At 67.1% G+C, this 13,622-nt stretch carries 9 protein-coding genes and 2 pseudogenes; 5 read left to right on the top strand and 6 right to left on the bottom strand.

Features of this window, described 5'->3' with window-relative positions; translation table 11 throughout:
* Positions 1-10: 10 nt before the first annotated feature.
* The 3 genes from VG543_RS06155 to VG543_RS06145 all read right to left on the bottom strand — a co-directional run bounded on the left by VG543_RS06155 (position 11) and on the right by VG543_RS06145 (position 1,288).
* A complete protein-coding gene (locus VG543_RS06155) occupies positions 11-487 on the bottom strand; it encodes a TadE/TadG family type IV pilus assembly protein (protein WP_423178357.1) in 477 nt (158 codons plus the stop codon).
* Positions 484-1,029, bottom strand: coding sequence for an A24 family peptidase (locus tag VG543_RS06150; protein ID WP_058982314.1), 546 nt, complete (start codon positions 1,027-1,029; stop codon positions 484-486). Before VG543_RS06150 ends, VG543_RS06155 begins: the two co-directional genes overlap by 4 nt.
* A gap of 67 nt (positions 1,030-1,096) precedes the next feature.
* Positions 1,097-1,288: a Flp family type IVb pilin gene (locus tag VG543_RS06145; RefSeq protein ID WP_021204284.1), complete on the bottom strand. Its 192-nt coding sequence runs from the start codon at positions 1,286-1,288 to the stop codon at positions 1,097-1,099.
* Between the two features lie 684 nt (positions 1,289-1,972).
* Here VG543_RS06145 and VG543_RS06140 point away from each other — a divergent pair.
* The 4 genes and pseudogenes from VG543_RS06140 to VG543_RS06125 all read left to right on the top strand — a co-directional run bounded on the left by VG543_RS06140 (position 1,973) and on the right by VG543_RS06125 (position 9,505).
* A pseudogene (locus VG543_RS06140) lies at positions 1,973-2,952 on the top strand (helix-turn-helix domain-containing protein).
* Positions 2,953-3,188: 236 nt separating this feature from the next.
* Positions 3,189-8,195 (top strand): annotated as a pseudogene (locus VG543_RS06135) (YadA-like family protein).
* Positions 8,196-8,258: 63 nt separating this feature from the next.
* Positions 8,259-9,095, top strand: a complete 837-nt coding sequence (locus VG543_RS06130) for an OmpA family protein (protein ID WP_423178356.1) — start codon at positions 8,259-8,261, stop codon at positions 9,093-9,095.
* A gap of 119 nt (positions 9,096-9,214) precedes the next feature.
* Positions 9,215-9,505: a DUF6959 family protein gene (locus VG543_RS06125; RefSeq protein WP_019659952.1), complete on the top strand. Its 291-nt coding sequence runs from the start codon at positions 9,215-9,217 to the stop codon at positions 9,503-9,505.
* A gap of 86 nt (positions 9,506-9,591) precedes the next feature.
* Here the strand turns inward: VG543_RS06125 and VG543_RS06120 are convergent, their stop codons facing one another.
* Positions 9,592-10,419: a class I SAM-dependent methyltransferase gene (locus tag VG543_RS06120; protein WP_423178355.1), complete on the bottom strand. Its 828-nt coding sequence runs from the start codon at positions 10,417-10,419 to the stop codon at positions 9,592-9,594.
* Positions 10,420-10,482: 63 nt separating this feature from the next.
* Between VG543_RS06120 and VG543_RS06115 the strand changes: the two genes are divergently transcribed.
* On the top strand, positions 10,483-10,890 hold the full coding sequence (locus VG543_RS06115; protein WP_019659950.1) for a MerR family transcriptional regulator: 408 nt from the start codon (positions 10,483-10,485) through the stop codon (positions 10,888-10,890).
* A 72-nt stretch (positions 10,891-10,962) separates the two neighbouring features.
* On the opposite strand, the gene VG543_RS06110 is transcribed toward VG543_RS06115, so the two are convergent.
* Positions 10,963-11,679, bottom strand: a complete 717-nt coding sequence (locus VG543_RS06110) for an MgtC/SapB family protein (RefSeq protein ID WP_021204279.1) — start codon at positions 11,677-11,679, stop codon at positions 10,963-10,965.
* Between the two features lie 128 nt (positions 11,680-11,807).
* Positions 11,808-13,580, bottom strand: a complete 1,773-nt coding sequence (locus VG543_RS06105) for a chloride channel protein (RefSeq protein WP_423178354.1) — start codon at positions 13,578-13,580, stop codon at positions 11,808-11,810.
* Between the last annotated feature and the right edge of the window lie 42 nt (positions 13,581-13,622).

The following is a 13,622-nucleotide window of genomic DNA, read 5'->3' as shown; positions in this document are numbered from 1 at the left end:
GTAGCGATCGTCAGTTGCCGCTGCCGAGGTCGAGTTGCGCGACCGCCACGCTGCGGATGGGAGCCCGCATTACCCACTTGTAGAGCGTGGCGGTGCCGGGCAGGAAGGGATGGCTTGCGTAGTCGTAGCTGACGGTCACGGTCATGCACTGGGCGCTGGCCAGTCCGGCGCAGGGCGCCTGCGCGGAAACCAGGATGGCGTTGCTTCCCCCATTGCTGCAGTCGACGGACTGCCCGGAGAAGTTCAGCAGCCACTGCATCGAGCTGCGCGCCGCAATACACGCCGCGGTACGACGTTCATTGGCGCTGCCATAGCGCAGCGATGCGCGCGCACCCTCGGCTGAAGCGGTTGCCAGCGTCTGCTGGGCCGCCATGATCATCACGCCGGAGAACGTAAACAGCAGCAGTGGCAGCAGGCCCAGCATGAGCATCAAGGCGAACTCGATGCTGGCCGCACCACGTTGCCGGCGCGGGTTGGGGGCGTTCATGGCACACCTCCATACGTAGTGATGAGGATCCAGGCGATGGCCGACACGGCCAGGTAGGCTGCATAGGGAATGCCATGGCGTCCCTGGCGGGCGTTCTGCATGTCGCGCAGCGCCGGGTGTGAATGCCACTGCGAACTGGCCCGGTTCAGCTGGGCTTGCAGGCCGATGGGCAGTACTGGACCCACCCGGCGTGACGCCAGCACCAACGCGGCATGTGCGCCCGCTGCGAGGCTGGCCGCGATCCAGATCGGCAGCAGTGTCTGCCAGCCCAGCATCAATCCCAGCACGGAAAAGAACTTGACATCCCCGGCGCCCATCCAGCGCAACGCATGGAACGGCAGCAATGCGACCAGGCCGAGCGCCGCGCCGGCAACGTGGGAAGCCCACGGCAGGCGCGGCGCGTTGAACTGTCCGGCGATGAGCACGACAACGGTGATCGCGCATGCGGACAGCAGCCAGGCGTTGGGCACCCGCCGGGCGTACAGATCGCTGATCGCGATCCGCAGGCATACGCCGATGGCCAATAAACCCAGCAGTGTCATCGCACACTCCGTCGCCCGTCAGTGGACGCTCAGCAGTTGCTGTCCCTGATCCAATCCAGGAGGCGGCTCAGGCGGGCGTACTGCCTGAAGCCTTGTTGGCAAGCTTGGTGAGATTCTCAAAGAGCGTGCTGAAGAATGTCTGGATCTGCGTACTGCCCAGTGCGATCAGCACTCCCGCAATCACAGCGGCCAGCAGCCCGTACTCGAGCGCGGTGACACCATCTTCTTCCTTCAGGAACTTGCGGATCGATGCGTTCATGACGATTGTCTCCCTCTACCTGTCTGCTACAGGACACCTGTTGGGCGGTGGCCCGGCTCCGCCGGGATCGTCCGTGGACCTCCGCACGTCCTGGCGGAGGAGGCAAGGCGGGATGGACCCGCTGTGCTCAAGCAGGGTGATCGCTTCCAGGCGGGACGCCGTTCGCACAACCGCGACCGCGCGGCGCGGGGCCGGTGGTCGACGTGTCGAGCGATACGTGCATGGTCATGCTGTCCCCCTGGGTGCGGTCATTATCAAAGACCGGATCACCGTGTTATCGACTTTGCCTGAATGGCGGCCGGCTGCAACCGGAACCTATATGCAAATTCGGCAGAATCTCTTCGGTCCTTAATTTTTCACGCGGGTTCTGTGACGGAAATCCGTTCGCTCGCACAACGATTCATCGACGTGCAGATAATGTGATTTTGGGTTCAGTCGAATGCGAGAACTGTGCCAATCACGTCAGCATGATTTTCACGTCTGTATCCATCCTATTCAACGCGGGGCAGATGTTTACCCCGCTGAATTATCGGGCATACTCGTATTCAAGTACTCGCGTTTCTTTTGGGGTGCGCACTTTGCTGGCGCGCATCCCGGCGATGGAAGAGATTCCATGAGAGGTGCGCGCCCTGTCAGGCAGTGGGGGCCGTATCGCACGACGGATAATCGGGGGACGACACTGTCATGGTCGATGGTGGGGTAGGAGACAGCGACGACAGCGGCCTGCGGTCGATCGACCTGGCGACGCTGAGCGGCGTGCTTCGTGTATGTGATGTTGAACTGCTTCTGCTCGATGGCAATGGGCCGCGGGCAGCCTTCGCTTCACGCGTGCACGAGGAGGCGTTGTTCTGCAGCATCAGCTGTGGATTCCATTGCCGTGGCCGCTTCATGCTGCCGCCGGACTGGGCGATGCTCGGCTATCTGCACGCCACCGATGAGACGCTGAGCTGGTGCCATGGTGTACCGCTTGCGGCGGGTATGGCGTTGACCGTGATGCCGGAGGGCATCAGCGAGTTCACCTGAGCCCGGGCACGCACATGACGCTGATGCTGGTGCCGGCGGCGCGCGTGCAGCGCAAGCTGACCGAACTGAGCCTGCGCAGCACGCCACCGGCTGGGCAGGCACTTTCGTTGTTCAGCCTGGCCAACGAAGCAGCGCCGTTGGCGCGCCATTATCAGCAGCTGCACCTGCAGCTGGGGCAGGGTTCCGGCCTGCAGCCGGAAGAAGCCGAGCGGCTGCTGCATGAGCATGTGCAGGCACTGCTGGGCGCGGGTACCGCCGACCGCCCGGGCTGCAGCCGTGCGCGGCGCACACATTATCTGATTGCTCAGCGTGCCGAGAATTTCATGCGGCTCAACCTGCGCCGCAACATCTACATGAATGAAATCTGCGATGCCGCTGGCGTCAGCGAGCGCGGCCTGCGTTATGCATTCGAGGACCTGTTCGGCACTTCGCCGAACCGGTACCTCTCCATGCTGCGCCTGTGTGCCGCCTGCCGGAGCCTGTCGATGGCCGATTCCAGCCGCCGCTCGGTGAAGGCCATCGCGCTCAGCTGCGGGCTTTGGGACCTCTCGCGCTTCGCTGACAATTATCGCAAGGTATTCGGCGAACTGCCGCGCGATACCCTGATGCGCGCGCCCGCGCAGATCGGCCAGCCGGCCTGAGCCAAGGTCCCGCAAGGGTTTCCACGGCATTTATGCCGGAATTGCGCATCCGTTTGCCGATCATGCTGCCGCTTCTGCATAGACGGCTGCCGATTCCGGCCGTGGATTTGCCGGAATGCGCGATTGCCGTGCCGGATTGAAGTGCGCCACCGCCGTTGCAAACGCTGAAATGTCAGTCACCTGCCTAACGGCAAGTCCACTGACATTCCAGTTGTTCGCCTACGGGGGAAATGCTCATGAACCGCATCTACCGGCGTGTATGGAACCGCCAGCTCAATGCTCTGGTTGTGGCCTCGGAACTGGCCACCGGCGACAGCGGCGGCAGCGCCGCCCGCGATCCGCGCAGTGCACTGCTGATGCCGACCGCCCTGGCCCTTGCCCTGTTGTGTGCGCTGGCCAGCGGGCATGCGGGCGCAACCGAATCCAATCAGTCGCTGCGCGACCTGCAGGCGCTCGCAGCCAAGTACGCGCAGCCGATGCCGGTCAAGGTCGACGCGGAAGTGGCGCTGGCTGCCGCATCGCGCCAGGCGCAGAGCAGTCCGGCTATCAGCGCTGACGCGCGTGTCGGCCTGCAGCTGAGTACGAACTCGCTGCCGATCGTACGCGACGTGCTGCCGGCCACCGTGCAGGTGAAGCTGGCGGCGAGCGCTGCGCCGAAGCAGGTCGCGGTTCCTGCGCTGGCTGCCGATGTCCGCGCCAATGTCGGGCTGGGTCATGCAGCGTCCCATGTGGCGAAGATTGATGCATCGCTGGCGGCCAACGTTGCGCCGTCCGCGCATGCGCCGCTCGGTGTGGCTGCGGATGCCCAGGCGAAGGCCGGCGTTGGCATCGCCGGTACCGAGGTGGCCTCGATCGATACCGGTGCCAAGGCGGCCGCCGCTGTTGCTGGCGCACCGGCTGGCTCGCTGTCCGGCCTCAAGGCGTCCGTTGACGGCAAGGTGGATTCGCAGCTGAAGCTGGCGGGCCACCAGATCGACGGCCAGGGGCAGGTCAAGGCGACGGCGGCGGTCACGCTGCCGGCCAAGGAGGAGCTGCCGGGCGAGACTCATGATCGTGCGATCACCGCGGCCTTCGATACCGGTGTTGCCGGCAACGTGCGCGTGCAGGCGCCGGGTGGCCACGAAGTCGTGGCCGACCGCAATCTGAAGCTGGCCGGCCAAGCGACCGTGGCGGCGCAGAACAGCGCGCTGGGCGTCGATGGCCTGGTGGGCGGCGTTGTCGGCGCGGCAGGCGGCGCCGTAGGTGGCGTGCTTGATGGCACCGTAGGCAACACGGTTGGTGCGGTCGGCGGCGCCTTGCACGGCACGGTTGGAACGGTAGGCGAAGCACTGGGCAGCACGCTCGATGGCACCGTTGGAACTGTCGGTAGCGCGGTGGGTGGTGCAGTGAACGGGGCTGTTGGCACGGTTGGTGCAGTTGGCGGCACCGTGGGTGGTGCACTCAACGGCACGGTCGGTTCGGTCGGCAGCACCGTCGGTGGCGCGCTCAACGATGCAGTTGGCACCCTCGGTGCCGTTGGCGGTGCCGTGGGCGGCACGCTCAACAATACAGCGGGTGCAGTGGGCAGCACCGTCGGCGGTGTCCTCAATGGCGCTACAGGTGGCAGCCTCGGCGGCCTGGGTGGCCTGCTGGGCGATACGCTGGGCAATGTCGGCAGTGCCGTAGGCAACCTGCTCAACGGCGACCTCAACGGCACCATCGGCAATCTCGGCAGTGCCGTAGGCGGCCTGGTCGGCGGCACGCTTGGCGGGCTCGGCCTGACCCAACCCTCGGCCATACCGCCCACCAGCCCAAAGGCGCCGGCGCCGGCCGACCCGAACGCGGGCCTGATCATCGGCACCGGTGGCCTGGTCGGCAATGTCGGCCAGCTCATCGGGCCGACCACCAGCAGCCTGTTCGGCGGCGACGGCTACCTGAGCAACGGCAATCTCAAGCTCAGCAACGCCAACGTGATGCAGACCTACTCGACGGTCAATGTGCTGGGCCTGCCGGTGGTCAACCTGTCGCCGGTCGGTAGCACCCTCAATGGCCTCGGCGGCGCCGTCACCGGCGGCAGCTCGCACCTGACGCTCATTGGCGGCGTTACCTCGGACAGTTACATCTACAACATCAACAACGGCAATCCGGGTGGCCTGCTCGGGCTGCTGCTGCCAACGGATTCGCCGGAATGGGCGGCGAAGTGCCTGGACATCGCGCTGGCCGACATCTCCTGCTGGGCCGTCAACGCGGCACAGGACTACCAGGTGCTGATGGGTGACGGCGCCTTCGCCAACGGTTCGAAGGAAGTGGTGATCGGCGCCAATGCACGGCACGAACTGCCCAGGGTCGATGCCAACGTTGCCTTCCCGGGCGATGGCGTGAACGATCCCACCAACCCGACCGGCGTCCCGACCGCAGACTACGCTGCGCGCATGGGCCATTCGGTGATCGTCGGTGACAGTGCCGTCGGTACCGCCAACGGCCAGACCCTGCTGGGTGCTGAAGCCACCTCCAACCAGGCGAACTCGGTCGCACTGGGCTACCGTTCGGCTGCACTGCGCGGCGCGCAGGCCAGCTACAGCGCTTATGGCCTCACTGCACCGCAGGTCTCGGCCGGCGAAGTATCGGTGGGCACCGCCGGTGGCGGCGAGCGCCAGATCACCAACGTGGCTGCCGGCAGCGTCAACACCGATGCGGTCAATGTGGCCCAGTTGAAGGGCGCCATCAGCCTGATCGATGATGTGGCGGCAGCTGCGGTGACCTACGACCTGGACGGTGCCGGCAACCCGAACTACCGTCGGGTGACGCTTGGCGCGGGCACTGGCACCACCACCATCGGCAACCTGGCCGGCGGCGCGGTCACCGCGGGCAGCCTGGAAGCAGTCAACGGTGGCCAACTGGCTGCGACCAACGCCGCCATCGCCAGCTTCTTCGGTGGCCGCGCCGCGTTCGATCCGGCCAGCGGTGCCTTCACTGCGCCGCTGTTCGAGATCAGCACGATCTCCACCACCGGCGCCATCGCCCAGGGCCTGTACACCAACGCCACCGATGCCTTCGCGGCGGTGGATGGTTCGCTGGTCAACCTCAACACGCAGATCACCGATATCCGCAACGGCGGTACCAAGTACCTGCGGGTGAACTCGACCGGTACCGAGGCCGTGGCCACCGGCGCCGACTCGATCGCGGTTGGTACCAATGCCCGCGCCACCGCCTCCAACAGCATCGCGGTGGGCGCCGGCAGCCTGGCTGACCGTGCCAACAGCGTATCCATCGGTGCCGCCGGTGCCGAGCGCCAGGTCACCAACATGGCGGCCGGTACCGCAGCGACCGATGCGGTCAACCTGGGCCAGCTGCAGGCCTCGGAGCAGGGCGCCCTGCGCTAGGACCTCAACGGCGACGGCAGCGTCAACTACGCCAGTGCCACGCTGGGCCAGAGCGGCACCGCCACCACGCTGCGCAACCTGGGCCCGGGCCAGGTCAGTGCCACCAGCAGCGAGGCCATCAACGGTGCCCAGCTGTTTGCGGCCAACCAGGCCGTTGCCACCCACCTCGGAGGTGGCGCGGCGGTCAACGCCAGCGGCGTACTGACCGCGCCGACCTATTCGATCAATAACGTTGCCGCCAACGGCACGATCACCAAGGGCAACTACAACGACGTCGGTACCGCCTTCGACGCGGTCAGCAATTCACTGGCCAATGTGGCCGACCAGACCGGCGAGATCGACAAGCTGGCCGTGAAGTACGACGTCGACGGCAGCGGCAACGTGCTCAACAGCGTGACGCTGACGGGCACCGGTACCGGTGCGGTGAAGATCACCAACGTCGCCGCCGGCAGCATCCTGGCCGGCAGCAGCGACGCCATCACCGGCGACCAGCTGTTCAGCACCCACAGCACCATCGCCAACTACTTCGGCGGCACCACTGCCTACAACGGCACCACCAACGCGTGGACCGCGCCGACGTTCAGCATCTCCAGCATCGCCACCGATGGCACCTTTACCAGCGGCGATTACAACAACGTCACCGCCGCCTTCACTGCCGTCGATGGCTCGTTGAAGGTCCTCAACCAGCGCATCACCAACGGTGGCGGTGGCAGTGCCTACCTGGCGGTGAACTCGACGGCGGCCGCAGCCACCGCGGCCGGTGCGGAAGCGGTGGCGGTCGGCCCGCAGGCCAGTGCGGCCGGTGCCAACAGCGTGGCGGTCGGCAACGGTGCCAGCAGCAGTGCCGGCAACAGCGTGGCGCTGGGTGCCGGTTCGGTGGCCAGCGTTGGCGCACAGAGCGGCTATACCGGTGCCTACGGCCAGACCGGTGCCAGCAACTCGGCCGGTGAGGTCTCGGTCGGCAGCAGCGGCAGCGAGCGCAAGATCACCCACGTTGCCGACGGCTCGGACACCTACGACGCGACCAATGTCGGCCAGCTGAAGAACGGCGTGAATTACGCCATCGACGAGTCGAAGAAGTACACCGACCAGAAGATCCAGAACATCACCAACGTGGCGGGCAGCTTCCGCGCCAACAACACCAACAACCTGGCCGACCCGTCCGCCAGCGGTGCCAACTCGGCCGCCGGCGGTGCAGGCTCCACCGCCGCCGGTACCAACTCGACCGCGCTGGGCAATGGTTCACAGGCGCAGGCCGACAACTCGGTGGCATTGGGTGCGGGTTCGGTGGCGAACCGGGCCAACACGGTCTCGGTGGGTGCGAGCGGCGCCGAACGCCAGGTGGTCAACGTGGCTGACGGCTCGCAGGCCACCGACGCGGTCAACGTGCGCCAGCTGCAGGCCTCGCAGCAGGGTACGCTCCGCTACGACACCACGGTGAACGGTGCGACCAATTACAACAGCGTCACGCTGGGATCCACCGGCAGCGGCCCGACCACGGTGCGCAACGTTGCCGCTGGTACCGCCGGTACCGACGCGGTCAACGTGGATCAGCTGAAGTCGGGGATGGCGCAAACCCTGGACTGGTCCAAGGCCTACACCGACGAGCGCATGGGTGGCTTCGAGCGCGACCTGCGCAAGACCGACAACCGTGCTTCGGCCGGTATCGCCTCGGCGATGGCCACCGCAGCGCTGCCGCAGCCCAGCGAGGCGGGCCGCAGCATGGCCTCGATCGCGGCTGGCAGCTACAACGGCGAATCGGGCGTGGCGCTGGGCATCTCCGGTGTCTCCGAAGGCGGCCGCTGGATCTACAAGTTCAGCGGTTCGACCAACAGCCGTGGCGAGGCCGGCGTGGCCGTCGGTGCCGGCATCCAGTGGTGATATCTCCGCCGCCGGGCCGCACGCGCGGCCCGGTACCGCGGAAACGTCTACAGGGGGAATGACATGAAACAGCATCGTATCGCCCGCGCCGGCCAACATGCCGCTACGCTGGGCCTTATCCTGGGGATGGGCCTGCTGGCCGCCTGCCGCAGCCATGCGCCGGCCACCGACGGTCCTGCCGAAGCCACCGTCGTGCAGTTCCCTGAGGCCTCCAGGGCCTCGTTGAAGGAAGGCATCTATCCGGACGTCGCCGACCTGCGCCGCTTCGCGCCGGGCATGAGCAAGCGGCAGTTGTACACGCTGCTGGGCACGCCGCATTTCAATGAAGGCATGTGGGGCGTGCGCGAGTGGAACTACCTGTTCAACTTCCGCACCGCGCAGGGCGCGGAGTACTTCACCTGCCAGTTCCAGGTCCGCTTTGACAGCAAGGGCATTGCCCAGGCGGGGTACTGGAAGCCGGAATCGTGCGCGGCCGTGCTGGAGCCGCCGCGGCCACCGGCCCCGCCGGCACCGGCACCGCTGCCAGAACAGCCGCTGCGGCTGTCTGCCGACGCGCTGTTCGGCTTCGACAGCGCTGTACTCAGCGCCGAGGGCCAGCAGGCGGTGCAGGGCATCCTGGCGCAGGTGCGTGAAGCCGCACAGGTGCAGTCGATCCGGGTGACCGGCTACACCGACCGTATCGGCAGTGCCAGCTACAACCAGACCCTGTCGCAGCGCCGCGCCGAGGCCGTGCGCAGCGCGCTGGTGCAGGGCGGCGTGCCTGCAGCCAGCATCAGCGCCGAAGGACGCGGCGCGGCCGAGCCGATCGTGCAGTGCGAGCAGCGCAATCGGCGCGCGCTGATCGCCTGCCTGGCGCCAAACCGCCGCGTGCAGATCGCCGGAGTGGCACAGCCGCGCTGAAATTCCCTCACCGGGGCCAGGCCCCGGTCCCGAGTCCCCCCTGACCGCCGGCAGGCGTGGCAACGTCTCCCCCGTCGTCCACGCCTGCCTGCGGCTCAGGTCTTCTAACGGTGCACGCGATGAACGCTCAATTCCTGCCTCTTTCCATGAAGACGGAAACCACACTCAGCGTGTACGGCCAGCTCGGCAACCATGCCGTGGTACGCATTCCGGGGCGGCGCCTGCCAGGCCTGATCCTGCAGGCCGATACCGTGGCCGGGTTCCTTGCCCAGCTGCAGGAGGCCCAGGCCTGCCTGCGCAGCGGCCGCGCGCAGCGTACCGATGCGGAGCTGGACATGCTGATCGACGTGCTACAGCAGTGGTATGCGTTGATCGAATCTCGTCTGGCCGACGCCGGTGAGGCGCTGTAGACGACAAAAGGGGACGGAGGGGATTAAGTCGTTTCCGGCACGACACGGACATGGACGACTTAATCCCCTCCGTCCCCTTTTCTGTGTCATGCGCGTGCGCGGATCAACCAGCAGGCAGCACCCACGCGGACCCGATCGCCCTCGATGAATGGTGTGAATGCTGCCAGCGCCTGGTCGCGCAGCCCGGCGGCCTCCGCTTCGGGCAGCGCCCGCAGCGCCTGGCCCACCGGGCCCAGCTGGCCGACGTAGGTCGGCAGCTCATCGCGTGCGATCGAACACGGAAGGTCCACCGCAACCACCTCCACATCCTTCCAGCCGGCAGCCTGCAACAGGCGCTGCACGCGTTGGCCATCTGCGAAGGCGAACTGTCCCGGGGCACCGGGTGCGCGCGGCGGAAGCTCAAGCGCATCGCCGATCGCGCGCTCGGCCGTGGTCATGAATGGATTCTCGTCAGCGCTGCGCCAGGCAATGAAACGCAGGCCGGCACCGGGCCGCGTGGCGCGGCGCAGGTTGGCGAAGGCCGCACCGGTATCTTCGAAGAACATCACGCCCAACCGAGATTGGATCCAGTCGAAGTGCGCGGTGGGCAACGGATGCTGCTGTGCGTCGGCGACGATGAAGTCTGCGTCCAGCCCTGCCGCCTCGGCGCGTTGACGGGCCAGCGCCAGCATCGGCGCGGAGATGTCCAGGCCGGTGCAGTGCGCCGACGGGCGTGCGGCGGCTGATGCCAGCAGGCTGGCCCCGGTACCGCAGCCGATGTCGAGCAGTTGCGTGACGGTTTCCGGAAGTTCGGCCACGAGCAGGTCGGCCATCGGCTGGAACAGGCCATCGAGAATGGCCTGCTGCGCAACCCAGACCTGGCCGCCAGGGCCGTTCCACAGGGCGTTCTGATCAAGGGGGGGGGTGCTGGCCATGGCCTTGCCTCGGTGGGTAGTTGCCCATAGGTTGGCGCTTGAAGGTCACTTGAGGTCAAGCCCGTGCGCGAACTGGATATTGGCGAGGTGGTCAAGCGCAGCGGCGTGCCGGCCTCGACCCTGCGCTACTACGAACAACTTGGGCTGCTGCAGGCACTGGGCCGTCGCGGCCTGCGCCGGCAGTACGACGAGCAGGTGCTGGAACGGCTCGCGTTGATCGGCCTCGGCCAGGCGGCCGGTCTGTCGCTGCAGCAGATCGGGGCATCGCTGCCACTGCAGCGCGGGTGCATCTCCCTGGACCGGGAGGCCCTGCTGGCGCAGGCCGATGTGCTGCAGCGGCAGATCACCCGGCTGCAACGGGTGCGCCGGCACCTGCAACGCGCGGCGGCCTGCCCGCAGGCGGAGGACGCCCGGAAGTGCGGTTCGTTCCAGAAACTGCTGCGTGCGCAGCAGCGCATGGCGGGTCGGTGAGAGAAGCATCCACGCATGGCGTGGATCTACTTCACCACGACCTCGGTAGATCCACGCCATGCGTGGATGGAATCAATCGCGGGTACTGACTTCCCAGGTGGCATGCAGCACGCCCGGCACCTGCTCCATCCGTGCCAGCACCACGTCCAGTTCATCGGCACTCACCGCCGTACTGACCAGCACCGCGATCACATCGGTGGGCGCGTCGGCATGCTCGACCAACTGCACATCGCCCACCGGATACTGCGCTGCTTCCAGCGCGTCGACCAACCGCTCGCGCACGCGCGGCACGGCTTCGGCATCCACGCTCAGGCGCACTTCGTAGGTCGCCTCGGTGGCGGCCTCATTGATCGGAATGCGGTTGATCGCATTCACCAGCGGCCGCAGCAGGGTGTTTCCGGCGATGATCAGCACGGTCAGCAGCACGCCTTCGGCCAGCATGTCCGCGCCGGTGCAGCTGCCGACCGCCGCAGAGCACCACAGGGTGGCGGCGGTGTTCAGGCCGCGCACGTTCATGCCTTCCTTCATGATCACGCCGGCGCCAAGGAAGCCGACGCCGGAGACCACGTAGGAGATCACCCGCACCGCCTCGGCGCTGCCGGCGATGCGCATGCCCAGGTCGACGAAGGCAGCCGCGCCGACGGCCACCAGCACGTTGGTGCGCAGGCCGGCGGTGCGCTGCCGGTACTGGCGTTCGGCGCCGATCAGCGTGCCCAGTACGAAAGCGGCCAGCAGGCTGACCACGGTGTCGGCGAAGGGACCGGCCTGGAAGGTCTCAATAAAGCGCATGGCCGGAGTCTACCCGGTTGAGGTGACAGTAGATCCACGCCATGCGTGGATTTCCAGCGGTCCACGCCACGCGTGGTTAGTCAGCGTGCCCGAAACGACTTAATCCCCTCCGTCCCCTTTTTGCGGGGTCAGTCGGTGTCCTCGACGCGCTCGCCCATCAGTTCGCGCTGGCGCTTGTCCAGTTCCTCGGCGTAGCGCTTGCGCACGAAGGCTTCGGAGACGACGCCCAGCACCTGGCCGTCGGCGCCGACCACCGCCAGTTCGTCGGCCTGGGTCTGGTCGAAACGCTGCATCACGCTGACCACGTCCGCGGCCGGCGACAGTGAAACGTCACGGTTCTCGGCCAGCTCGCCGATCATGGTCTCCGGTTTCACGCCATCGCCGTAGACCCGTGGAATCTGCACGATGCCAGCGTAGTGGCCCTCGCTGTCGATCAGGATCACCCGGCTGCCCGAGCCCAGCGGGAAGCGCTGGCGGAACGCGGCGGCATCGAGATCGGCCGGAGTAGTGGCCACGCCCTTGCGCATCAGCCGGCCGGCGTTGAGGTTCTGCACCCAGCCCACGTCGCGGGCGCTCTTGATGGTCTCGCCGCGCAGGTGCATGCGCCAGGTCGAGAACGAGTAGCCGAACCACTGCCGCACCAGCGTGCTGGACACCAGTACCGCGCTCATCACCACGCTGGTCAGCAGGAAATCGTGCGTGCCTTCCAGCACCAGCATGGCCATGGTCATCGGCGCGCCAACGACGGCAGCAGCCAGCGCGGCCATGCCGGCCAGCGCGGCCGAGGTGGCGTCGATCACCGGAACGCCGGTGGCCATGCCCAGCAGTCCGGCGAACAGCGCGCCGACCAGGGTGCCCATGAACAGCGAGGCGAAGAACAGTCCGCCACGGAAGCCGAAGCCCAGCGAGATGCCCGAGGCCAGGCACTTCAGGGTCAACAGGCCGCCGATCCAGATCAGCGGCAGGTGCGTGGTCAGGTCCAGATGCAGGGCGCCGTGGCCGGACGACAGCACCTGCGGGCTGGCCAGTGCCAGTGGAATCAGCAGCAGCCCACCCACCACCGGCCGTCCCCACGCGGGCAGGGGGCTGCGCTTGACCGTGCCTTCGATCGAGGCGATCAGCCGCATGATGGCGATGCCGACCATCGCGCAGCAGCAGCCCAGCAGGCCGTAGATCGCGTAGTCGGCGGCGCGCACGTCGATGGTCGAGGCCGCTGGCAGTACATAGGCTTCGATGCCGGCCTGGTCGGCCACGAACGCACCGGCCAGCGCTGCGACGGCCACCGGTGCCAGCGCAGCGGGGGTGTAGGCGCCGATGACGATCTCGAAGGCGTAGAACGCACCGGCCAGCGGCGCACCAAACGCAGCGGCGATGGCACCGGCGGCACCGGCACCGACCAGGATGCGCACGTCGTTGCGACGCAGGCGCATCACCCGGCCCAGCTGCGAGCCGCTGCCCGCGCCCATCTGCGTATACGAAGCCTCAAGGCCGACCGACGCGCCGCAGCCGTTGGACAGCAGGGTCTGGGTCAGCACGATCAGGTTGTCGCGCATCGACATGCGGCCGCCGTGCAGCGCATTGGCTTCCACCGCATCGAGCAGTGGCCGTTTCAGTCGCGTCGCCGCCAGGCTGACCAGGCCGACCAGCAGTCCGCCCAGTGGCAGCACCAGTAGCGCGGTCCAGGTCAGCGAGGGCAGGGAGCTCAGCCGCATGCCGTCGTCCAGCCCATACAACGTGCCCTGCAGCCAGCGCGCGATGCCCGACTGCAGCAGGGTCAGGTAGCCGGCGATCAGGCCAACCAGCAGCGCCAGCGCGATGAACCACAGGTCGCTGCCGCGCAGCCGCAGGCGCAGGCCCTGGAAGGCCAGATGCAGGCGCGATGGCGAAACGGGCGAAGACATGGTGGCGGCATGATACGCCGCCACCGTGAGCGCCACCGTCAC

This window comes from Stenotrophomonas sp. CASM101, assembly GCF_049384845.1.
Taxonomy (GTDB): Bacteria; Pseudomonadota; Gammaproteobacteria; order Xanthomonadales; family Xanthomonadaceae; genus Stenotrophomonas; species Stenotrophomonas hibiscicola.
The sequence above is the reverse complement of the archived record's forward strand: the minus strand, read 5'-3'. Positions and strand labels throughout refer to the sequence as shown.

Excerpts from the sequence above, each read along its gene's own strand:
- VG543_RS06145 (WP_021204284.1), bottom strand. The coding sequence starts at position 1,288 with ATGAACGCATCGATCCGCAAGTTCCTGAAGGAAGAAGATGGTGTCACC.
- VG543_RS06125 (WP_019659952.1), top strand. The coding sequence starts at position 9,215 with ATGAACGCTCAATTCCTGCCTCTTTCCATGAAGACGGAAACCACACTC.
- VG543_RS06120 (WP_423178355.1), bottom strand. The coding sequence starts at position 10,419 with ATGGCCAGCACCCCCCCCCTTGATCAGAACGCCCTGTGGAACGGCCCT.
- VG543_RS06150 (WP_058982314.1), bottom strand. The coding sequence starts at position 1,029 with ATGACACTGCTGGGTTTATTGGCCATCGGCGTATGCCTGCGGATCGCG.
- VG543_RS06110 (WP_021204279.1), bottom strand. The coding sequence starts at position 11,679 with ATGCGCTTTATTGAGACCTTCCAGGCCGGTCCCTTCGCCGACACCGTG.
- VG543_RS06130 (WP_423178356.1), top strand. The coding sequence starts at position 8,259 with ATGAAACAGCATCGTATCGCCCGCGCCGGCCAACATGCCGCTACGCTG.
- VG543_RS06105 (WP_423178354.1), bottom strand. The coding sequence starts at position 13,580 with ATGTCTTCGCCCGTTTCGCCATCGCGCCTGCATCTGGCCTTCCAGGGC.
- VG543_RS06155 (WP_423178357.1), bottom strand. The coding sequence starts at position 487 with ATGAACGCCCCCAACCCGCGCCGGCAACGTGGTGCGGCCAGCATCGAG.